Annotated in this window: 15 protein-coding genes; 10 read left to right on the forward strand and 5 right to left on the reverse strand. The window is 49.2% G+C overall.

The genetic code is table 11. The annotated features are described in order from the left end of the window. Positions 1 to 92: 92 nt before the first annotated feature. The 4 genes from IT774_RS03875 to IT774_RS03890 all read left to right on the forward strand — a co-directional run bounded on the left by IT774_RS03875 (position 93) and on the right by IT774_RS03890 (position 4,782). Positions 93 to 1,475: a COG3014 family protein gene (locus IT774_RS03875; protein WP_195811420.1), complete on the forward strand. Its 1,383-nt coding sequence runs from the start codon at positions 93 to 95 to the stop codon at positions 1,473 to 1,475. A gap of 26 nt (positions 1,476 to 1,501) precedes the next feature. Then, positions 1,502 to 2,125, forward strand: a complete 624-nt coding sequence (gene lpoB, locus IT774_RS03880; RefSeq protein WP_195811421.1) for a penicillin-binding protein activator LpoB — start codon at positions 1,502 to 1,504, stop codon at positions 2,123 to 2,125. A gap of 73 nt (positions 2,126 to 2,198) precedes the next feature. Then, positions 2,199 to 3,638, forward strand: a complete 1,440-nt coding sequence (locus tag IT774_RS03885) for a DUF6844 domain-containing protein (RefSeq protein ID WP_195811422.1) — start codon at positions 2,199 to 2,201, stop codon at positions 3,636 to 3,638. After that, complete coding sequence (locus IT774_RS03890; RefSeq protein WP_195811423.1) at positions 3,625 to 4,782, forward strand: CsgG/HfaB family protein; 1,158 nt, start codon at positions 3,625 to 3,627, stop codon at positions 4,780 to 4,782. Before IT774_RS03885 ends, IT774_RS03890 begins: the two co-directional genes overlap by 14 nt. 77 nt (positions 4,783 to 4,859) lie before the next feature. Here IT774_RS03890 and IT774_RS03895 read toward each other — a convergent pair whose 3' ends face one another. After that, a complete protein-coding gene (locus IT774_RS03895; RefSeq protein WP_195811424.1) occupies positions 4,860 to 6,167 on the reverse strand; it encodes a short-chain fatty acid transporter in 1,308 nt (435 codons plus the stop codon). Positions 6,168 to 6,722: 555 nt separating this feature from the next. Here IT774_RS03895 and IT774_RS03900 point away from each other — a divergent pair. The 3 genes from IT774_RS03900 (at position 6,723) to IT774_RS03910 (ending at position 11,493) form a co-directional block, all read left to right on the forward strand. Then, a complete protein-coding gene (locus IT774_RS03900) occupies positions 6,723 to 7,094 on the forward strand; it encodes a hypothetical protein (RefSeq protein ID WP_195811425.1) in 372 nt (123 codons plus the stop codon). A gap of 193 nt (positions 7,095 to 7,287) precedes the next feature. Then, on the forward strand, positions 7,288 to 8,433 hold the full coding sequence (locus IT774_RS03905) for an exonuclease SbcCD subunit D (protein WP_195811426.1): 1,146 nt from the start codon (positions 7,288 to 7,290) through the stop codon (positions 8,431 to 8,433). An 18-nt stretch (positions 8,434 to 8,451) separates the two neighbouring features. Then, positions 8,452 to 11,493 (forward strand): AAA family ATPase, encoded by a 3,042-nt coding sequence (locus tag IT774_RS03910; protein ID WP_195811427.1) that lies wholly within the window; start codon positions 8,452 to 8,454, stop codon positions 11,491 to 11,493. A gap of 31 nt (positions 11,494 to 11,524) precedes the next feature. Here the strand turns inward: IT774_RS03910 and IT774_RS03915 are convergent, their stop codons facing one another. The 3 genes from IT774_RS03915 to IT774_RS03925 all read right to left on the reverse strand — a co-directional run bounded on the left by IT774_RS03915 (position 11,525) and on the right by IT774_RS03925 (position 14,443). Beyond that, entirely contained in the window at positions 11,525 to 12,772 is a 1,248-nt protein-coding gene (locus IT774_RS03915) for an APC family permease (protein WP_195811428.1), read from the reverse strand. A 242-nt stretch (positions 12,773 to 13,014) separates the two neighbouring features. Next, a complete protein-coding gene (locus IT774_RS03920) occupies positions 13,015 to 13,569 on the reverse strand; it encodes a redoxin domain-containing protein (protein WP_195811429.1) in 555 nt (184 codons plus the stop codon). 259 nt (positions 13,570 to 13,828) lie between these two features. Beyond that, a complete protein-coding gene (locus IT774_RS03925; RefSeq protein WP_195811430.1) occupies positions 13,829 to 14,443 on the reverse strand; it encodes a Yip1 family protein in 615 nt (204 codons plus the stop codon). A 314-nt stretch (positions 14,444 to 14,757) separates the two neighbouring features. Between IT774_RS03925 and IT774_RS03930 the strand changes: the two genes are divergently transcribed. After that, positions 14,758 to 16,794, forward strand: a complete 2,037-nt coding sequence (locus IT774_RS03930; protein WP_195811431.1) for a hybrid sensor histidine kinase/response regulator — start codon at positions 14,758 to 14,760, stop codon at positions 16,792 to 16,794. A gap of 22 nt (positions 16,795 to 16,816) precedes the next feature. Here IT774_RS03930 and IT774_RS03935 read toward each other — a convergent pair whose 3' ends face one another. Then, positions 16,817 to 18,967, reverse strand: coding sequence for a two-component system response regulator (locus IT774_RS03935; RefSeq protein WP_232365108.1), 2,151 nt, complete (start codon positions 18,965 to 18,967; stop codon positions 16,817 to 16,819). Between the two features lie 390 nt (positions 18,968 to 19,357). Here IT774_RS03935 and IT774_RS03940 point away from each other — a divergent pair, with 390 nt between their 5' ends. Then, positions 19,358 to 22,858: an ATP-binding protein gene (locus tag IT774_RS03940; protein WP_195811432.1), complete on the forward strand. Its 3,501-nt coding sequence runs from the start codon at positions 19,358 to 19,360 to the stop codon at positions 22,856 to 22,858. A 99-nt stretch (positions 22,859 to 22,957) separates the two neighbouring features. Next, positions 22,958 to 23,941: a YihY/virulence factor BrkB family protein gene (locus tag IT774_RS03945; RefSeq protein ID WP_195811433.1), complete on the forward strand. Its 984-nt coding sequence runs from the start codon at positions 22,958 to 22,960 to the stop codon at positions 23,939 to 23,941. Positions 23,942 to 24,016: the final 75 nt, after the last annotated feature.

The raw sequence follows: 24,016 nt of genomic DNA on the forward strand, positions 1-24,016 counted from the left end.
CTGCACGTCGCAAATCAGGAACACTAATAACCAGATATATGGACTATCCCACAAATAACTAATAATTTTTTATTATTCATAAGGATGTGAAGATGAAACGCCTAGCCGCGTCAATAATACCTGCGCTACTACTTACTGGCTGCGTATCCACCTCTGATCTAACCGGCAATAACGCCTCTTCATTTGCGACCAATCTGGCTCAGAATAACCTAGACGGAGCGCTTCTTGAAGCCCAGAAAGAATCTGGCTTTGATGCTGAAGATAACACCGTAGATGACCAGTTATGGGCCATGCAGACAGGCTTGCTGTACCGAATGAAGGGTGATTTTGACGCCAGCACGACATACTTCGATATGATTGAAGATGTTATGTATACCGAAGATACCGAAAACCTTTTCGAAAAAGGCGGCGAGCAAATCGGTTCAATACTGACCAATGATACCTTTTTGGATTACGAACAGACTTTGTATGATGCTGTCATGGTGAATACCTATAAAGCCATTAATTTTGAAGCCATGGGTGATATTGCAAATGCGCGGGTGGAGTGGAACCGTGCTGATGATAGACAACGCCGTGCAGCCGAATTCTTTGCTAGCCAGATCAATGAAACAAAAGAAGAACTGGCTAAAAAACAGGAAGAAGAAGAGGCCAGGGATGAAAGTGTTGATAAGTCGTTAAACAGCGCGAATAAGATTTTGGTTGAACAGGGCGTCGATATGTCGGCCTGGCAAGCATACGATGGCTATATCAATCCCTTTTCAACCTATATGCATGGTTTGTTTTTCTTGCGTCATGGCGCAGATGGGGCTGACCTGGAAAAAGCCATCGACAGCTTTGAGCGGGTAGTTTCACTGACCGGTTCGCCGGCAGCGCAGCAGTCATTAGAATATGCGAAAAGCTTACGTACCAACCACATGGCCAAAGAAGACTTTGTCTGGGTCATTATCGAAAACGGGGAAGCCACCCAAAAAGAAGCGTTTGAAATCAATCTGCCGCTGTTTCTGGTTTCAAGTAATGTGAACTACACCGGCATCGCCCTGCCCAAACTGAAAGAACGCCCTGATGCGCTGGGGCCGTTTGCGGTAAACGATATTTCTGCCAGCGCTATCGCGGACATGGACCGAATCATACAGGCTGACTTTAAAGAAAAGTTTCCACTGATTCTGACACGCGAAATTACCCGAGCCACCATCAAAACCGTAGCGCAAAAGCAGCTTCAGGATAATCATATTCTGCTGGGCTGGGCCGCCGGTATGGCCCAACGTCTTACCACCGAAGCCGACACCCGCACCTGGAGCCTGTTACCTAAGAACTTCCAGGCCGTGATGCTTCCCCGGCCTGAAGATGGCCAGCTATTAATTACCGCTGAACGTCTGGCCTCGCCGGTCAAACTGGACCTGAATACCACGCCTGGCGATGTTGTTTATCTTAAAGCAGTCAACGCTCAGGTTAGCCCGACTTATCACGTCATGTGATTTCTTTTTCCTCAAGGATGTTATTTATGAATACACGTTATTTTACTGCCAAAACTCTGGCTACCACCGCACTTTTGGCGATGCTGGGAGGTTGTCAAAGTACCGAGAATGTCGATACGACCAGCGGTGAATATGTGACGGCCGGACTGTCATCCTCTGATTTTCACGGTGCCGCGAACAATGCACTGGAAGATATTACGAATAGTCCTCTTTTAGTCCATCCGCAGGCCGAAAGCGGCGGTCGCTATATCATGGCCGTGTCAAACATTGTGAATGATACCGCGCAACGAATTGATACTGATCAGCTGACCAAAAAAATCCGGGTAGGCTTATTGCAGACGGGTAAGTTTCTGACCACCACGGCAATTGGCTTGAACGGACCTGAAGATCAGATGACCGCTCAGGTCAGAGAGTTGTCAGGCTCAAAGCTGGTGAATCAGAAAACCGTTAAGAAAAACGGTAGCGTGATTGCCCCTGACTTTAGCCTAAGTGGCAAAATCATCCAACGCACAAACCGCTTAGATCGTTCCAGCCAGCTGGTTGATTATTATTTTCAGCTAACGTTGACCGAACTGGAATCAGGCCTGGCCTACTGGGAAGGTGAATATCCGGTATCTAAAAAGGTCAGTAATGACTCGGTCACCTGGTAACCCTCTTTAGCACACAACATTCATGGCAGTCATTTAAACGACTGCCTTTCTTTTTATACGGATGAAAAAGAACATGATTAAAAAAACAACGATGGCAGTGGCCATATCGCTTTTGTTTACGGGGTCGGTCTTGGGCCAGCAACCGGCTGACGACGTGGTCGAGCAGCCAACCATTACGGCGCCGGAAGAAGCCAGTTTACCCGAAGCCGACCCTGCAGTTGAAGAGGCGCCAGCGCCGGCAGCGACGGTGGCTGAAGTTAAGCAAAATCAGGGTATCGATGATGCTTATCAGCATGTATCAGAACAGGCGTTGGGTTTTGTAGAACACAAACGCGATAAATACCGTCAACAGGGCAAACAGGTCTTTATTTATGCCGGTAGTGCGCTGATACCTGTACGCCCGACCCATCCAAACTGGGGCGATGCCCGTGCCATGGCTTACCAGGAAGCATTGCAAAAAGCCCGCGAAGCATTATTACGTCAGCTGTATCTGGATGTGTCTTCGCAAACGCTTCGTCGTAGTTTTAAAACGAATCAGCTGCCCGAGTTTACTGCCAAAGAGTTAGAGCAAAGCATGATGGGCGCGGTACTGGACAAGCTGGTAGCCCTGAGTGACGCGGTTATAGACAAAGAGCTGGAAGAGCTGGGTGTCGATCCGGCTCAATATGCTGCAGCGCCGCCAAGCAAGCGTAAGCAAATGATGCAAAATGCCCTGACCCAGACCATTACTACCCGGGCCCGGGGTAATATTAGTGGCACCATGACGATGAAGTCTTTTGAAGCAACCGATAAAAACGGGAATACCGCGGTATCGGTGGTTATTGCTACCTCCAATAAGATGAAAAACATGCTGGCGGATTTTCATCAAAGTAAAGGACAGATTGCGCCCGTTCCGGCACGGGCAAAGCAACCGGTGCGCCAATTTTTACAGCAAAATAAAGCAGATCTGATGTTTACGGTCGGCACCAAAATATTGTGGGATGAGCAGGGTTACCCGGTACTGGCCTCGTTTGGTATGGCGGGCAATGAGTGTAATCCCAGCGATTATGAATCCTGTGTAGATAACCGTGAATTTGCCTTTATTTCAGCGCGCAACAGTGCCCTGGCAAATATTGCAGAAGCCTACAACCTGCAGGGAACAGTAGCGTCAAATGAAACTAAAGGTAAAGATCGCAGCCGTACTGCAACCACCACTAAAGTGGAAGGCAATCGCACCGAGACTTCTGAAGAGCTGGTTACCAAAATCTTGCGTGAAACCGAGCAGATGTCGCAGATGACCTCGTCGGTAAAAGGCTTGGTAGGCATTCAGACTGCAATGCAGTGGACCGCTAAGCACCCCGTCACTCAACGCGAAGTAAATGGTGTAGTCATGTTATGGCATCCTCAAAGTGAAGCCTCTACACGTACCTTTAAACAAAATAAACCCAAGAAGAAGGCTTCCACTCACACCGCGCCTGAACATTATCAAGCTGGTGGCCATGAAGGTTTAGGGAGTGACGATGAGGATTTTTAAACTTGCCGGTATTGCGGCACTTTTAGTCAGTTTTAATTGCACCGCCGCAGCCGGGACCATGAAAGTTGAAGTGCAGGGTTATGGGCAGACTGAACATCAGGCGCTGGAGGATGCTTTGAGTATTGCTGTGGGTCAGTTCCACGGGGTGGATATTGATCACCAGCAAGCCCGTAAAATGATGCAAGGCCGTCAAAACGGTGAATTAACTACCCTGCAGAATTTGTCTGGCGCAACAGAAGTCAAAGCAAAAGGCCATGTAAAAAGTTACGCGGTTACCAATATGAGCTGCGAAAACCGTTGTATCGCCTCACTCGATGTTTATTTTGATGTGTATGAGGCTCCTGGCAATAACCAGAATCGACGACGGATTGTGGTGGCGCCGTTCGAACAGGACCCTAACAACTCCCTGTCTAAGGCACTGCAACGCACGTTGGTGTCTAGCCGGCGCTTTGCGGTGCTGGACCGGCAGCACAACGATGAATATGCCCGTGAAGCCGACTTGTTGTTAAGCAAACAGGTTCCGGCGCAGGAGCGCATACGGCTGGGTCAGGTGCTAGGTTTAGATTATCTGATAGCCGGAAATATCGAGTTCAGTCATTCTGGTTCTGGCGAAGCATCTCACAGTCTGACCGGTGAAGCGGTGGCAGCGGCACCGACAGGGGTGGCTCACTATCAGATCATTTTGCTGGCCACCCGGCAGATTATGAAAGAAGCCGAAGTTGCGTTATACGGACCAGATGATATGGCCACAGCTGGCGAATATATCGCCCAGGAAATCGTGGATGCGATCTATCCACTCCAGGTTGTGCACACCGCACCTGATCAAATTACCGTTAACGCGGGGCAGGGGTTCTTACAGCAAGGAGATGAGTATACGGTGTATCAAAAAGGCAAAAAGCTTCGAGATCCTTATAACAAAGAGTCTTTAGGTTACCTGGAAAAGCCCGTGGGGCGGGTTGTGATCACCCAGGTAAAGCCCAAATATGCGCTGGCAGCAGTACTGGAAGGTGATGGTATGGCCATGGACAGCAGTATACTTCGTCGCGCACAAGCGGATAACGTGCCACAGACCCGGGACATTGAACCGGCCAGTTTGGATATAAGCACCAGTGGTGGTGTGGTTTTACCGCTAATGAAAAACTAGAGCGCCGCTAAGGCATTAGTCAACAGCCCCGGTATTGACCGGGGCTTTTTTGTTGTAGCCTGTGACTATCGCGTTGCCTAGGCCAGCCATAACACGCTGGCAATAATGGTGCCGGTGATAATCAGCTGTACCAGACAAAAACCCATAATATCCTTGGCTTTGAGACCGGCGATTGCCAACACCGGCAGGGCCCAGAAGGGCTGAATCAGATTGGTCCAGGCATCTCCCCAGGCCACCGCCATCGCCACTTTTTTCACATCAGCACCAAGCTCAAAAGCAGCCGGCAGAATTACCGGTGCCTGTACCGCCCATTGGCCCCCGCCCGAAGGCACAAAAATATTGACTATGCCGGCGCTGATAAAACTATACACCGCCAGCGTATCGGCAGTGGAAAAGCTGATTAGCCACTGAGACATGGTTTGCGCCAAACCTGATTGCACCATCACCGCCATGATCCCGGCATAAAATGGAAACTGGATCACAATGCCAGCGCCACCCTGAATGGCTTGTTGCAGACAATGCAGCAAGCGCTTTGGGGTTCCGTGTAAAATAATGGCAAGAAACAAAAATAAAAAATTCACAATATTCAGATTTAAGCCGCCACCAGCCACAAAATACTGAATGAGATAAGCCAGACCGGCAAAACCCACCAACTGCGCAAGTACCGGGCTGTTTTCAAGCTTATCGGCCGGCCGGGTATTGTCAGACTCGGGCATGGCGGGCTCCTGTAATTTGCTGGCTTCTACGAACACGCTGTCGTTATCCTTTGGCAGCATTAAGCGGTTTACCAACGGGATGACAATAAATAAGATAGCCAGTAACAGCAGGTTAAAAACGGAGAAAATGGTGTCGCTGGTAGGAATTACACCAATTTGCTGTTCGGTAAAATGGCCCGGGGTGGCAATAGTTAATGGCACCGAACCGGCCAGCCCACCATGCCATACTACAAACCCCGAGTAAGCACTGGCAACCAGTAACCGGTAATCTACTTTTATCTGGCGCGCCAGCGCCTTTGCAAATAAGGCGCCGACTACCAGCCCGAATCCCCAGTTTATCCAGCTGGCAAACAACGAAACCACGGTGACCAGAATAATAGCCTTGCCGGGGCTGTGGGCCAGGGCCGCCAGTTTATCGAGCATTCCCTTTACCAGCGGCGTACTGGCCAGCATAAAGCCACTGACCAGAACCAGCAGCATCTGCATCGAAAAGGATAACAACCCCCAAAAACCTTCACCCCATTGGGTCATTACCATCATCGGGGTTTGCTGCTCTACCAGCATTGCTGCACCAAACACAAGCAGCGTTAACAATAATACAAAAATATAGGGGTCGGGCAGGTAGCGTTCGACCAGTTTGACAAAAGGTTTGGCGGCAGAATTTAGCATGAGGGATTTGTTTGTCCTATGTAAAAGTATTGTTGCACTCTATCTAACCTGATAGCAACTGAACAAGATCTTTGTCCAAAACAACACTAAAACCTTCATTTATTGAGGGTATTTCGCACAATCGGGACCGGCTCTTTTTACTATCAAAGTCGCGTATGGTGTTGAGTAATTACCTGATTTTTGTATAGTAATATTTTTGTAGTGAGGATATTGCGCTTCAATATTTTGTGCTGCCTATGCATCGATATTATTTTGACCACAAAAACAATAACTAACCCCGCTAATGAAAAAGTTTGTCCTTCCTTGTGTAACGTGAATACGCGGGTATCTGAAAACAAACCGAACAAAAATAGGGAATGGGTAATACTCCTGAACTGAAGTCGGGAGTGTTACATCAATATGTCAGTCAGTAAGGCTGATGGCTCCTTTATGCTGTTTCACCGGTTATCAATTGGGTACTTCGCATAGCCTGCAGTTTGAAGCAGTCACACTTTTTTATCTTTTTATATCCGTTACCAGGATACAAAGTGGGTAATAGGGATAGGGAAAAAACAAATGGGGACAAAATTTGAAGCCCAGGAGCTACAGCGTCAACTTAAAGACCTGTGTGCCTCGGTAGGCTGGTCGCAAAATAAACTGGCCCGGGTGCTATATCAGGAGCTTTATGCCCAGGACGATGAGGGTGGGGTTCGTCGTTTTCAGGAGCGATTAAAAAAGGCGTTACAACGCGACAGTACTAAACCTGAAAGGCTAAAGCAGTATCTGGAAATTGCCCATCGGTGTCAGGCCGCTGAACGCCAGCAACACTGTTTTCATCGACCTGAAAAGGCCGGATACATTAGTGAAACCATGTCTATCGAAATGAAACGTATTACCGCCGAGATTGACATGCAGCTGGCGCAGCAAGGTGCCCGTCGCACCGGTTAACCAACTGTCGGGCAGGATCTTCTGTCGGCCCATATTCTTCTTTTAAGTCTGCATCACTGACGGTGATGCAGAATCTTCTGTGTATATTTAAAGCCCCTGAAATAACATCACATATTGAACCGCCAGCCAGGTACCGGTATGGTATTCGCGATCCTGTGTTTTTATCCACCACTTACAAGAAAAAGAATTCATCATGATGTTTATCCATACCTCCGACTGGCATCTGGGTCGGCAGTTTCACAATGTTTCACTGCTGGCCGATCAGGCGGCGGTACTGGCTCAGCTGGTGGATTTTGTACGCCAAAACCCGGTGGATGCGGTTATTGTGGCGGGGGATGTGTATGATCGGTCGGTGCCGCCCACCGCCGCTATCGATTTGCTAAACCGTGTGGTTACGCAAATTTGCGAAGAGCTTCACACACCCATGATTTTTATCTCCGGAAATCATGATGGCGCACAGCGGTTAGGGTTTGGGGCCGCGCAGATGAAAAACGCAGGGTTACATATCATCAGTAATTACACTGACATGCTCAAGCCCGTGATTATTGAAAGCCAGACCGCTGGCCCGGTGGCATTTTACGGCATGCCCTACAGCGACCCGGAACAAGTGCGCTATCATTTTGAAACCACCGTGGATGATTTTGATCAGGCGCATCAAGTGCTGGTGCAAAAAATCGATGAGATAAAAGACCCCTGCACCAGACGCGTACTTATCAGTCACTGTTTTGTGGATGGGGCGATGGAGTCAGATTCTGAGCGACCTTTATCCATCGGTGGTTCCGACCGTGTCAGTCATGCGCACTTCACCCACTTTGATTATGTTGCCCTGGGGCATTTGCATCAGCCCCAGAAAAAAGGCGAGGAGTTTATCCGCTATAGTGGCTCCCTGATGAAATACAGCTTTTCAGAGCAGCATCAGAAAAAAGGCTTCACGGTAGTCACGCTGGATGACACCGGCTTTGTCAGTGCCACCCATGAGCCGCTAAACGCGCCGCACGATTTGCGTATTATTGAAGGGGAGCTGGAGGCTATTGTCGAACAGGGTCGCACTGATCCCCACCATCAGGATTATCTTCTAATAAGGCTGACCGATACCCACGCAATCCTGAATCCAATGGAAAAATTGCGCGAGGTGTACCCCAATGTGCTGCATCTGGAGAAACCCGGAATGTTGGTAGGCGTAGAGCAGGATATGGCTAAAGCCCGGTTGGCGCGCGGTGAACATGATATGTTCTGCGACTTTTATCGAGAAGTCCAGGGCAGCGCACTGACCGATGCCCAGGGCGACGCGATTAAACAGATTATTCGTCAGCTGAATGCCAGCCACAGCGAACAGTAACCTCAGGAAGCCGCACTTATGAAACCACTCGTATTAACCATGCAGGCTTTTGGGCCATTTGCTGATAGTCAGTCTATCGATTTCAGTCGTCTGGGCCACAATCCGTTGTTTTTAATCAATGGTCCTACCGGGGCGGGGAAGACATCTATTTTAGATGCGCTGTGCTATGCGCTGTATGGCGAAACCACCGGTAATGAGCGCGAAGGGGTACAGATGCGCTGCGACCTGGCCGCTGCCAACCTCCCGACCACGGTGACCTTAGATTTTAAGTTACATCAGCGTGTTTATCGGATTAGCCGGTCGCCGGAGCAGCAAACCCCAAAAGCCCGCGGTGACGGCTTTACGGTGAGTAAGCACAAGGCTGTACTGACCCGGCTGGGCGAGCCTGAAGAATTGCTGACCAACAAAACCAGTCAGGTTAAACAGGAAGTGGTGCAACTTATCGGTCTTACTGAAACACAGTTTCGGCAGGTGATGGTTTTGCCCCAGGGCAAATTCCGGGAACTGTTACTGGCCAGCTCAAAAGAGCGGGAGGATATTTTTGGGCAACTGTTTCAAACCGACATATACAAACGCATCGAATATGCGCTAAAAGAAAAAGCCGGCGATATTACCCGGGCTAAAAACGAATTTGATAACCAGATTCGCGGGGCGCTGCAGGTAGCGCAGGTGGCTTCTGCAGAAGAGCTCACTGCAGCCTTGAGCCAGGCTCAGAGCCGCTATAGCGCACAGCAGGCTGAATCGGATAAGGCCATGGCGGCCAGGCAACTGGCTGAACAACATCTTCAGCAGGGCACGGCGTTAAGCGAGCAGTTTGGCCGGCGGCAACAGGCCCGTGCGGCCCTGACCGTACATCTTCAAAATCAAAATGACCATCAGCAGCAACAGCAACAGTTACAGCGTGCGCTTCAGGCCCGCCAAATAGAGGCTAACTATCAAAGCCTGGTGCAGTATCAGGAGCAGCGCCAGTCGATGCAGGTCGCGGTTGACGATGCGGCTAAAAAGCTGGAACACAGCAAACAACAACACACGCGGGCAGAAGCCGAGCTGGAGCAGGCCCGGGAAGCGGCGCAACAAGTCACTGCGCTGACCGATGAGCAGTATCGGCTGGCTAATGTGAAAACAGCCTTACAGGAAAAACAGGCGCTGGCGGGCCAACTCGAGCAGGCTAAACAGACCGCCGCGCAGCTGAGCGCCAATCTTACCAAATATGAAGCGTTTAAAGCCAAACTTGAACAGCAAACCTGCGAGGCGGAAACTCAATTAAAATCGGCTGTCGAGCAGCACCAGCAACGTCCCGCAGTAGAAGTTAAAATTCAGCATTTGACCCGGCTTATCAAAGATCTGACACGGCTGTCCGAACTGCGTGCGCAGGCGGGGCAAATACGCAGGCAGACGAAAAAGGCTGATGATCAGGTAGGACGCGCGGTGCAGACTCAGCAGCAAGCACAGACTGACGCTGATACAGCGGAAATGCACTGGCATAGCGGGCAGGCAGCGGCGCTGGCGCAAAAGCTACAGGATCAAATGCCGTGCCCGGTATGCGGCAGTAAAGACCATCCACAACCCGCGGTTTTTTCCGGCCAGCAGTTTAGCAAAGCGGAGGTCCAGCAGGCCCGACAGCGTGCTACCCAGGCGCAGGAGCACACCAACCGCGCCCGGGCTGAGCACCAACAGTATCAGCAGCAACTGATGCACAATGAGGAGTTGCAACAACAGCTGGTGACCGAGCTGGAAGAAAATGCCGAGGCCGACATCCCCACCCAGCAGGCTGCCCTGGAACAGCAACAGCAGCGGCTTGAGGCGTTACAGAATATTGATATCAAAGCCCAGGAAGAGGCCTTTGAGACGCTCAAGCAGCGCTGTATCAAAGGCGAGCAAAGTATTGGCGAGGTCAATGAGCAAAAGGCCACCAATGAGGCCAATCTTAAGGGGTATCGCAAACAGTACGAGACTCTGAGCCAGAATATTGACCCGGGTTATTCGACGGTTGCAGACGTTGACCATAAAATTGAGCAAATCAAGGCTAATATTGCTGAGCTTAATAAGGCGCTGGAACAGGCCGGTCGTAACCAGCAACAAACCGCGGTGGAGACCTCTGCTAACCACAGTACCTACAAGGCCAACCAACAGTACCTTGAACACGCCCGCCAACAGCTGACGAAGGCGATGACGGACTGGCAGCAGACCCTGAAAGCGAGTTCTTTTAACGATGATGCCGACTTCGAACAAGCCCGGTTGTCGGAAGACGCCATCAATGAATTACAGCAGCAGATTACCGGATACACTGAAAAGCAGCTGAAGCTTGAGCAAACCTTATCTGATTTGGACACTGCACTGGCAGGAAAAGATGAGCCGGATATTGCGGCCTCAAAGGCTACTTTTGAGCAAGCCGAAAAAGCGGCCAGCCAGGCGACCGAGCGTCTCAATGAGGCGCGTAGCCAACACCAGCAGTTAGAACAGGTGCAGAAAAACATCACCCGGCTGCGCGAGCACAACAGTGAGCTGGAAACACAGTATCGTATTTACGGCACCCTGTATGATGTCACCAGTGGCAAAACCGGCAGTCGCGTGAGCTTGCACCGGTTTGTACTTGGGGTGTTACTGGATGATGTGTTGATACAGGCTTCCCAGCGGCTGGCGCTGATGAGTAAAGGCCGCTATCGGCTTATTCGCAAGCTGGCGGGGTTTAAAGGCGCAGCAGGCCGTGGTCTGGACCTGGAGGTGGAAGACAGTTATACCAGCCGTTCGCGGGATGTGGCGACATTGTCCGGCGGCGAGTCCTTTATGGCCGCGCTGGCTCTGGCGCTGGGGTTGTCGGATGTGGTGCAGTCCTATAGTGGCGGGATTCGTCTGGAAACCCTGTTTATTGATGAGGGGTTTGGTAGCCTGGATCCTGAATCCCTGGATTTAGCCATCCAGACTCTGGTGGACTTACAGCAAAGCGGCCGGACCATCGGCGTCATCTCCCATGTCAGCGAACTTAAGGAACAAATGGCGCAGCGTATCGAGGTTATTCCGTCCCGACAGGGCTCAAAAGTGACTCTGGCCGGGATCTGATATCCCGGGCAGAGCCACTGGATGATTTATCTTATCGTCGGTGGTTAGCCAGTTTATGGCCGATATACAATACCAGGATAGCCGCAAGGCCCGCAGCCAATAGCAAGGTGGGCACAAACAGGCTCAGGCCCAGACAGCTGATGAGCCCCGCAATACTTATCCAGTGAGGAATAAACCGCTGCCCGGCAGGCACCTTTAATGCGGCGAGGTTGGTGATGCCATAGTACACCAGCACGGTAAAGGCACTTAAGGTCCAGGCTTTTTCGATATCTGCCAGCAATACAATAAGCACCATGATAATGCAGGTAAGCCAGGTGGCGGGCGGAGCACTGTTATGACTGGAGTTTAATTGACCGGCAAGAGCCGGTAAGTCGCCCCGGCGGCCCATGGCCAGCACCACCCGGGAGACGCCCAGTACCAGATTCAGTACTACGCCGGTCATTGCGCCGACCGCACACAACGCAATAATCTGTGGGGCCGGCGAGCCGCTTACCACCTGCGATAAGTTAAAGCTACCGGCCTCAATAGCCCCTGGCGGGGCAAGTTGCAGCAGCGCCGCTCCCACCAGTATATACAGTAATGCGGTGGTGCCGAGCGTGATGATAATTGCTCGGGGAATGGTACGGGCAGGATCTTTAACTTCTTCACCCATGGTGGCAATTCGGCCATAGCCGGTAAAGGCCACAAACATCAACGCCGCGCCTTCAGCCAGGCCTGCAGAAGTTAACGAAAGGGATGGTAAAGCGGTGGCTAAACTGGCCCTGGAAGGCGCAGTAAACCCCGCCCATACGAATACCGCTAAGCCGGCAAGGCTTAGCGCAACCAACAAGGTGTTTAACCAGTTTGAACGTTTGACCCCCTGCAGAACAAGACCGGCGATAGCCACCAGCAGTCCACAGGCGATTAACTTTGCTGACCAGGCCCCAAGGTCAAGCCAGCCGGACACCGCCCAGCTCACCGCCAGCGCCGCTGTCGCCGCAGAGGCTGATTTGGCCACCACAAATAACGTTCCGGCGATAAAGCCCAACTGGGGCGATAAAAAATGATAACCATATTCATAGGTGCCGCCACTCACAGGATGACTGACAGCAAGCTGAGCTGCGCTAAGGCCGTTAAAGATAGCCACCAGCGCCGCCAGTACAATAGCACTGAGTAAAGCCCCTCCGGCAAGCTGATAGCTCAGACCCACGCTGACATAAACCCCGGTACCCAGAATTGAGCCCAGCCCGATGATCAACGCGCCTGGCAAGCCTACACTTTGTGTTAGTTGTGTATTCATTTTTGAAATTTACTACGGCAGAAAAAGCATCCTATAGTCAGCATATCAAAAAGCAATGACGGTAGGGTGACACTGATACTGAAAAAAAAGTCGCTAAGAGGTTCGCAATTCATGGAAGAAATACATGGAAGAAGGAGCGGGAAAAAGGAGAAGGAAGAAAGACAGGAAAGAAATAGAGGAAAGATACCAGCACTATGACCCGCAGGTCATAGTGCTGGTGCTAGTGCTGATCGAGCGACTTCTTATGAGTTGTCGCGCGTGCCCCGGATGGGATAGTTGTTATCCGGATTTTTAACAAATTGCAGACCATCTACCAGGGTATCGATATCGGGTCGGCAAAATGGATTGTTGGCCACATCTACCGCCAGAATTTTGCCTTCTTTGGTTACGACAAACAACCCGGGTTCGGCAAATGGATGGTCAGTTTCTTCTGGCGAGCGGGGATCTGAAACATACACACCCAGCTGACCTAATTGTTCGGTAGTCAGGCCATAGCCCAGCGAAAAGTTCACATCCAGATCTTCGATATGTTCTTGTAATTGCTGTTTACTGTCAGCACTGACCGCAATCAAATCGACACCCATATCAATCAGACGGGCCCGTTTTTTCTCAAGGTTGTTAAGAAACTTGGTACAGATTGGGCAGTGCTTGCCACGATAAACCACTATCATCTGCCAGTCGGTACCTTCACGAGGTTTACCCAGCTCAACCGTATGATCGTCAAGATTGGTGACCTTCATCACCGGAAAATCAGTACCGGCGGACAGCTTCTTGCCATAAGATGCATTTGTAGTCATTGCGTCTCCTCGTCGTTATTAAAAGTACCTGATATACCAGCTGAATGTATTCAACCTTTGTTATCAGGCGCGACACCTCAGGCACTTAGCCTGATGTACGTGCTGATTGTTACGTGCACCTAAATCAAAAGCTCAGTCTGAGAAGTGAAAATCGTCAAAAATGAAATTAAGAATTATTTAGTTTGCCAAGGGCTATTTGAAAGCCAGCCCGGCGTGCGAAACTCGCAGACCGGGCGGATGGAAGGATGAAAATAAGAAGTTAGTTGAAGAAGCGCCACACAATGCTGTGTTCTGTATGCATGCTCCATAGCAGCACCACACCCATAAGCAGAACTTCAAGCACCAACACACCTACCGCCAGCATAGTACTGGAGATAATGAAGCCTTCTTTGTGACTGATTCCCAGAAAATTAGGTGTCCCCTGATAAAGTAGATAGGCGGTGTAACACACCCCTGCAATACCAGCCAGGGCGCATACCCACAAGATTGGGTATATCGAAAAGATCCCGCTCAGGAACATAGGCGTGGCAACATAGCCGGCAAACACAATACATTCGTGACGACTGGGTCGCGACGAGTACTTTCGGGCCATCCAGTGAATAAAGCTCCCCACGGCCGCTACCGCGGTCAGGATCATTGCGTAAAAAGCAGCCCCCAACATAATACCGGTAGGAATAGAAACTTGCAGAATGTCTTTGTCGCCTCCAAACGACCAGCCAAACTGGGTAGTGCCGATAAATGAACAGACTACCGGGATTGCCGCCATCCACAGCACATGGTGCATATATAGGTGCGAGACCGTTTCATGTTCTTCATTAATACTGCGCCACTCGCGGTCAGGGTGATGTAATAGCCCCCAAAGGTGGTTACTCATAGGCGTCTCCTTGCAGGTAAGGGAAATCAGCGTGTTTCTTTACATCTTTTTAACAATATATACCCGTAATCGGCAAAATGTGTAGGAACTTATAGGGCTAAAAAATTGCTGCTCAGAAGAGTTAGTTATATAAGAAAAAAGTAATGATTCTAAAACGGGGTTGTTGTAGATTGAATTTTTGCTGAGCTCGCTCAGTATTTTGCAATGAAAATTGGAAAAAATTCGACTAATTGCTTAAGCAATCATTTGCGCAATATTCTAAACTTTAGATAGAAAAAATTGATTGATTTTAACGCCTGGAAAAGAGTGCATAAATGTTAAAGGCGCTGCATGAATTAACCTCCGATGAGTCCCTGTCTTTTGAAGAGAAAGTCACTGCCTTATTGCGGCTGGGACTGTCTTATTTCGGCCTGGAACACGCCATTGTGAGCCAGATTCAAAATGATATTTACACCGTTAAGTTCGCTGTTTCTGAAAACCCGGAGCTGTGTCCCGGGCTTACCTTCGATTTGGGGGAGACTTACTGTGTTCATACCCTTGATGCTGGTGAAGCACTGGCGTTGTCCAATGTGGCCAATAGTGACATAGCTTCCCATCCTTGCTATGAGCTATTCCAGCTGGAAAGTTATATTGGTATGCAGGTGGTGGTAAACGGCCAGCCCTATGGCACCCTGAATTTTACTTCAGCACATCCACGTGAAACGCCGTTCACTCCAGAAGATATTGATTTTATTCATTTGTTCGCTCAATGGGTCGGCGTGGAGATCTCGCGAAAGCAGGAACGTGAGCAATTGGATCAGCGTTTGGCACTGCAGCTTGAGATGGAAGAGCTGGCGAACATTGGCGCCTGGGAAGTAAATTTAGAAACCGATACATTATACTGGAGCGCGCAAACCAAAAAAATCCATGAAGTGCCCCCCGACTATGAACCAGAGCTGGAAACGGCCATCAATTTTTATCATGAAGGCGCTGATCGGGAGGAAATTGCTGGGGTAGTGCAGCGCGCCATTGAGTTTGGGGAGCCATGGAGCCGTGAAGTACGCCTAAAAACCTACAACGGTAATATCAAATGGGTGGCAACCCGGGGCAAAGCTGAGTTTAAAGAAGGTAAGTGTGTTCGTATTTTTGGTGCGTTTCAGGATATCAATGATCAGCTTCAAACCCGGCAGGCCTTAATCGATAAGAAAAATGAAGCTCAGCGATTGCTTAAAGCCCGCAGCACCATGATTGGTAAAATCAGCCACGAACTGCGCACGCCCATAAATGGCATTACGGGCATGTTGCAAACCTTAGTAGGAGAGACCAACCCTGATATCATTGAAAGCCGGGTGGCCATTGCATTACGTAGCGCTGATCTGTTGGTTCGGCTGATTAACGATGTTCTTGATTACTCAAAGGTTCAGCATGGTGATCTGGAGCTAAAAAATGTTCGGTTTGCTCCAAAGCATATTTTTGACGATCTGTATGCGCTATATCAACCACAATGTCAGACCAAAAAAATCGAGCTGGATTTTCGTGTCGACGTGGCCGCCACTCAGTATACCATGGGGGATCCGGGTCGCCTGACTCAGATATTTTCAAACCTTATCAATAATTCCCTAAAATTCACCGAAGTGGGCGGTATCAAACTCACGGCAAAGCTTGAGCCAGAAGATGATAAAGCGATGCTGCAGGTGACTATCATTGACTCGGGCATTGGGATGGACCGCGCCGCCATGAATGATCTGTTTACGCCATTTAAACAGGGTAGTGCAGAGGTTTCCGCCAAATACGGTGGCTCGGGGCTGGGGGTTGCAATTGTGAAAGAGCTTTGCGACAAGCTGGGGGGATCGCTGACCTTCAAAAGCTCTAAAGGCGTGGGAACCCAGGCCTGTGTGAAAATTCCGCTAACATTAAGTGAAGACTCACGTGCCAGTGTGGCAATGGCCTACGTTGGGCCCCAAAGTATCAATTATGAGCAGCTCAGAATTTTGGTCGTTGATGATAACGAAATAAACCGGTTAGTAATGGAGTCGTTGTTATCGCAGGTCGATGCTCAGGCAGATTATGCGGTCAATGGCAAAGAGGCTCTGGAGGCAGTACAAAGAACACGCAATAAGCCATATAGCCTTATTTTTATGGACTGTGAAATGCCGGTAATGGGCGGTATTGATGCCACTATCGCCATTCGTGAAAAGTTTAAGCAAACCGGTAAAATCTTTATTGTGGCGATGACCGCCGATACTTCAGACGACAACCGTAAAGCCTGTCTGAAAGCGGGTATGGATGCCTTTTTGACTAAGCCGGTCAAGTTAGAGGAAATTAACGCGGTGTTAAACCGGGCGGCGGTTTATGAAGTAAGTTCTTTTTAAGCCGCCGGCGAAGGCGGTTAACTCACAACGCTTTGGTATCAGGGACAGGCTGGATTAATAAATAGCGAGCCTCAAATTCCTGTAGTGGCAATGGTTTACTATAGAAATATCCCTGACCTTCCTGACATCCTAAATTTCTAAGGCTTTCCAGCTGTGCTTTGGTTTCAATTCCTTCAGCCACCAACTGCAAATTCAATGAATGAGCAAGGTGAATAATGGCATTAACAATATTTTTTGCCTGGGGGTCATCCAGCATATCCTTGATAAAGGAACGATCGACTTTCAGTACATCCAGGGGAAAGAATCTTAAATAGGACAGACTTGAGTAACCGGTGCCAAAATCATCCAGCGAAATAGACACGCCGATGTCGCTAAGCTTTTGTAAAATGCCACGGGTTTCGTCAAAGTTGTGCATCAGGGCGGATTCAGTCAACTCCAGTTCCAACCATTGCGCCGGTAACTGATGGGTATGCAGGGCCTGCTTAATATTTAAATAAAATTGGTCATTGCTAAACTGCAGGGCGGCGATGTTAGCGCCCACTTTTACGGGAGTCCCCTGCAGCAGCCAACGACGCGCCGCTGAACAACATTGGTGAAGCACCTGCTCGCCCAACGCATGAATCAGTCCGGTTTCTTCAGCCAATGGAATAAAAGCATCAGGTGGAATAATGCGATTGTTCTCATCGCGCAGACGCACCAGGCCTTCTGCGCCCACCAGCTTGCCCGTTATCAGATTGTGTTTGGGTTGAAAAAACACCTCGAGAGTTTGTTCTTCTATCGCCCGCTTTAGCAGACGCTCAATCAGAAATCGTTGGTCAACTTCGCTTTGCAACTCGTCGGAAAAATAACAATAACGATTCCGGCCTAAGGCTTTGGCCCGATACATAGCGGTATCGGCATGCCTTACCAATTCTTTTTCGCTGTTGGCATCATCAGGAAACACACTAATACCAATGCTCACACTCAGCTTGTATTCTTCGTCGTTGATCGTTACCGGGGCACTACTTAGTCTTAACACCTGGCTGGCCACCATCTCGACATGATTCGCTGAACTAATATCTGAGGACATCAGCACAAACTCATCGCCCCCAATACGAGACAGCGAGGTGTGGGCATCACATAACTCTTCAAGACGTTGAGATAACTGAAATATGACCTTGTCGCCGGTCTGGTGGCCTAACGTATCATTCAGATACTTGAAGTTATCGATATCGATTAACAACACCGCCAGTTTAGTACCATCTCGTTTATTTCTTGGGATCGCCTGTAACAGCCGGTCATGAAGAAGCAAGCGGTTGGGTAAGCCGGTTAGCTGATCATGATTGGTCATATGACTCATTTGCGTGGCCATCGCGATAGACTCAGTCACATCCTGAAAAACCAACACCGCCCCGGTAATATTGCCCTCTGCGTCCCGAATTGGCGCCGCGCTGTCTTCGACCCGATACTCGCGGCCCTGCAGACTGATTATTTTTGCATTCAGCGCCATCGCTACAGTGCGGTTTTCGCTTAACGCGACCGAGATCGGGTTAATCAGCGTTTCGTTACTGGTGGCATCGCGCAGCGTCATGACTTTAGAAATACACTGACCAATGGCCGAGCTACCACTCCAGCCAGTCAGTCGTTGTGCCACCGGGTTTAAAAATGTGACACGCTGATGGCTATCGGTGGCAATGACGCCATCGCCGATACACTTGAGTGTTACGTGGAAATGCTCCTTTTCTTTTTGCAATGCCTGGTAGGCTTCGTGGAGCTGGCGTTCCTGGGCTTGCAACCGCAAATGATTGTTAATCCTCATTCGGCAAACATTAAGGTTGATGGGACGGCCGATAAAGTCCATAGCACCTAATGCCAGTGCTTTGGATTCATTTTCAAAGTCATCATGGCTGGTAATAAAAATAATGGTACTGGTACGGGTAAGGGCGTGAGACTTCAGCATTTCGCATAATGCAAAACCATTGACCTCGGGCATCTCGATATCCAGCAAAATGATATCGGGGTCGCAGGCTATGGCAATTTCCATAGCCTGGTTTGACTTAGCACAAGTGATAACCTCGGCCATATCCTGAAGACCGGCTTCAAGTAACACCAGGTTTTCAGGTTGATCGTCTACAATCAGGATTGTTTGTCTGGGGATAGCAAGATTAGAACTTCCCATAACAATTTTCTGCATCAAAGGCTCCAACATGCAATTTTTTAGAAGTTTCACAGCGCGATCAACTTAGACTTTAGTGTACTTCATATTAAAAATTTCACCGGGCGATTGACTTAGACTTTAGTTTATTTTGCTACCAATTTCTTATTATCTGCTGGATAAGGACTACTCTTATCTTTAGCTTGGGGCTCTGCCTGGGATAATAGCGCCTGCGATGTTCTCTAAACCAAAGCCCCGGTGGCGGGCGAGCGGGGCATGACAGGGGCTTTTTCCAGGTAAAAAAGGGGAGATATGGCTGACGCCCCCAATTCGGAAAATGCTCAAACCGGCAACGTTCGAAATAGCTAAAGAGAATGCTTCACCGTCGAAGGTTTACACAGAAAAAAAGTCAAAAAACAAGGATTTTACGTGAAATCAGCGCCTTCAGGAAATGCGTCTATTAATTTGGTTCTCATAGTAATATGCCTGTGTACCGTGTTGGTGGTGGTCATCGCCTTTGGTGAACATCAGCTGCGCAATAAAGTTCACGAGCTGGCGGCGGCCGAGCAGAAAACAACTCTGGATGAGGTCAATATAAGCCTGCAGAAGCGCATTGGCGGCTATCTTAATGATATCCAGTTTGTCTACGAAACCCCGCCTATTGAAGGTATGGAGCACACTACTGCCAACGCCGGGCAGAAAAATATTGATGGCGTCAGCTACACGCAATGGCGTATGCGGTTACAAACAATTTTTGAAGCTTTTATGCGCCACAACCTTTCCTACCGAGAACTCAGGTTCATCCGCGCTGATGGCGAAGAGCAAATCAGAACCCTGCGCTCTAATGGGGGCATAAATAGTCTGGCTGAGCGTCAGCTTCGTCAACTGGGTGGTAGTGAATTTTTTGATGATCTTCTACAGCTGGAAGAAAATCAGATACGAATTACCCCTATTCGGCCGGCGCAGTTAAACGAGGTGGTGGTTTACCCGGTGATCCCGGTGCTGGATATCAGCCTGCCGGTTTATCAGGATAATGGCCTCTTGCTGGGATATCTAAGCAGTACCATAGACCTGACTGATTTGTTAAGTTCTCTGCAGTATGTGGTTCGTGATTACCACAAAATTGTATTGGCCAATGCCGATAACAGCGTATTTTATATCAGTTCTCAGCCCAACTTTTTCGATACCAACGATGATTTCAACATCGCGTTTGCGCAGCAGTACATCAATACCGGTGAAATCGATAAAGGGGTAGGACTGAATCAGTACCAAAGCCCGGCTGGCCAGGCGTTCATCGGCTCTTCGCGCCCGGTAAAGTTAGGGGCAGGACGCACTGAGTATAAGTTACTGAGCTGGGTGCTAATCGATGAAAAGCATTTTATGGAGACTCTCAACGAGCAACGTATGACGCTATACAGCGTCTTGTTTGGGGTCTGTCTGGTGTTGGTGGCGGTGGCGCTGTTAAGGCTGCGCACCGCACGGGGACGTCACACCCTTGCAGAAACCCAGGCAGAGGCCCAGGTGCTGTTCGACAATTCGCAAAACGGAATTGTTATTATTAAAAAGGGCGATGTGATCACCAACTGTAATCAGCAGTTTATCGAGCAATGCCATCTGTCGCAAAGCAAAATCATTGGTAGTCAGTTGCAAGACATACTCGATGGTCGGGTTCCGCAATCGACACTGACCGAGTTACTGGCTTTTGAGCAGAACGAGCTCAAAGACAACTTTCTTATCGAATGGCAGCAAAAGGGAAAATCTGCACTGACCTATCGGTGCCATACCAGTTTTATTGAAGTTAACGGAGTGGTGAATGCGGTCGCGCTTATCTTTCAGGATATTACTGAAGAATTGCGGGTGCGCTTTGAAATAGAACAAGCCAATAATCAGCTTGAAGAAAAAATTGCGAGGCGTACACAGCAACTAGGCCTGGCTCATGAGGAAGCGGTGCGGGCCAGTGAATTTAAAAGTAAATTTATTTCTAACATAAGCCACGAAATGCGAACGCCATTAAATGGTGTCGTCGGGTCTTTAAGTTTGATGAGCAAGTTGGTCAAAGATGAAGAAGCACTGCGCTTTTTAGCCATGGCCCAAACCAGTGCCAAAAACTTAAACGCGTTAATCAATGATGTGCTCGATCTGTCGAAAATTGAAGCCGGAAAGTTAGAAATCGAAGCAAAGGCATTTAGTCCCCTGAGCCTGATTGAAGGCTTGGTAACGTCCATGTCAATCAAGGCCCAGGAGAAAGGCCTTCAATTATTTCTGGATACCAGCGCACTGCACTTTGTGTCATTTACCCAGGATCCTCATCGGCTCACACAAATCATCAATAATTTGCTTAGCAATGCGATTAAATTTACCAATGAAGGCGCGGTGACAATACGGGTGGCCAGCACTACCGAGAATGGACAGCAGGGCCGGCTACAAATTGAAGTGGCCGATACCGGGGTGGGCATCAATCAGCAGGATCAGCCTAAGCTGTTTAATTCGTTCAGTCAGGCAGATAAAACCATTGCCTCGAAATATGGCGGCACAGGGCTGGGACTGTCTATCTGTAAGCAGCTATGTAAACTTATGGACGGTGAGATTTCCTTACAGTCTGACTATGGCAAAGGGACCACCGTCAGCTTTTATATTTCCTCTTCAACCTGGCAAAACGAACCGGTTGACGCCACACAAAGATTGCATGATAAGCGTGTCGCTATTTTTACCAACAATCAGCAGGAACACGAGATGCTGGTTAATATGGTGACCGGCTACGGTGGACAACTGATGGAATACGCGGATGTGACCGAAATCCCCTTACAAGGCGATGCTCTGCCTGAGGTCATAATTATTGATGCCCACGCGATGGAATTCAGAGAGCTACTACTGCATTTACAAAGTTGTCCGGACGAAGGTCTTACCCAAACAACCAAAATTGTCTTATTACAGCAAACCACCCGGCCCGTGGCCAAACACAGTTTATCCAACACCAGTCGGCTCACCCGTCCGTTGCTTCGTTCGGAATTTTTTGCCCAGGTGTGCGACCAGCGTACACAAACCAACTCCGCTACCACAGAGCGGCGTCGTGACATAGATCAGTTCGGGTTGAGTGAAACACAGGCGCGAAAAAAGTTGTCGGGGCAACGACTGGTGGTGGTTGATGACAACGAAATTAATCTGGAAGTGGCGGCCAGCATGCTGCGGGCGTTTTACATCGTGGTAGAAAAAGCCCGCGATGGCAAAGAGGCTATAGAGGTGCTGAAGCGTTTAAACGATCAGTATAAGCCCGTGGCAGCAATATTGATGGATTGTAATATGCCCTGTCTTGATGGCTATGAGACCACCACTGCAATTCGGGCCGGGCATGCCGGTAAGCGAATTCAGGATACGCCGGTGATTGCGATGACCGCTAATGCCATGCGTGGCGAAAAAGAAAAATGTTTGCAGGCGGGTATGAACGACTACATTAGCGAACCCCTGGCGATGACAGCGCTCATGGAAAAGCTGATTAAATGGTGTGAGCCGGGAACCACTGCCGGCTCGGTTAACCTGGTAAGCGCTGCCGCCCCGTCGCCCGTTACAGAATCAACCGAAATGGGCGCCCGAATGATTTGTTTTGATAAACCCGGTGCTTTATCGCGGCTGATGAATAACGAAACATTGCTGAAAAAACTGGTCGGGCTTTTTATTGATGATTCGTCTGAAAAATTACAGCAGCTAAGTGAGGCGGTCAATTCGCAGGATTATGAAAGCGTACGTCAGGCAAGTCACGCCTTAAAAGGGCAGGCCGGCGACATAGGTGCCATCGATTTACACCGCAAGCTTTATGAGCTCGAAGCGATAGCCAAAAAAGGCAACAAGCCTGTTTATGGAAAACAAGTTGAAGTTATTGAGCATGCCTACAAAGAACTGATCACCGAACTTCAAAACTACCTGGCCGCTTAACGGCGAGAAGTTTTGCACCCCCGAAATAAACTTGAAGTGATTTAACGCAGTACAAACCTGTTATCAAACCTTTATATTGTTAATCGATACAGGCTGTTTATGACTTCTAAACGTAGTGTTGATGCCCACTCTATTATCGATATGCCCATTAAAAGCTGGTGGCATATTATCAAACGCATTTCGGTCAATATGCAGCGACACAACCTGCCGCTCATTGCTGCGGGCGTTGCTTTTTATCTATTATTGGCTATTTTTCCGTTACTCGGGGCGCTGATTTCACTTTATGGTCTGATGGTTTCCCCTGCTGAACTGCAGGATCATATGCAATTATTGATTGATGTGGTGCCCTCCCAAAGCCGCTATATTATTGAAGAGCAATTGGAAAATCTTACCCAGAAGTCCAGCTCCACCCTAAGCTGGGGATTCGCGCTTTCGCTGGTGCTGTCCTTGTGGAGTAGCAGCAAAGGCGCGAATGCGCTTATAACTGCCTGTAATATCACCTACAGCGAGTCTCACGGCCGGGGATTTCTGCGCGGGTTGCTGGCCCGTTTTACCTGCACCATCAGTATTATTGTCACCATCATTGTGGCGCTGGCATTTATCACCGTGGTGCCGAAGTGGATAAGCTGGGCCACCGGTGACTTACTCAGCACCAGGCAGGCAGGGTGGATAACCTGGCCGATTATGCTGCTATTGTTCAATGCCAGCTTATCCGCGTTATACCGTTATGGGCCCCACCGGGAACCGGCGCAATGGCGATGGGTGACCCCAGGCTCGATTATGGCCACGGTGCTATGGATAGCGGCCTCCTATGGCTTCTCTCTCTATCTGAGCGAGTTTGCCACTTACAATAAAACCTATGGTTCAGTAGGCGGAATTATCATTTTACTGATGTGGTTGTATCTGAGTGCTTACATTATTTTATTGGGCGCCGAAACCAATTCGGCCATAGAATTGCAAACCAGCAAAGACAGCACGGTAGGCGAAGAAAAGCCCAAAGGAGAGCGGGGCGCCTTCGTGGCTGACCATACGCCGGATGATGATCGGGACAGTGAACCAAAACAGCCTTTAGGAGGTAAGTAAGCGCCAGCGAAGTTAAACATTTTTGCTAACCTAAGCGGCTAGCGTAAGGAATTGTGCGGTAATTTGCGAAAAAAT

The organism is Salinimonas marina, from assembly GCF_015644725.1.
Lineage (GTDB): Bacteria > Pseudomonadota > Gammaproteobacteria > Enterobacterales > Alteromonadaceae > Alteromonas.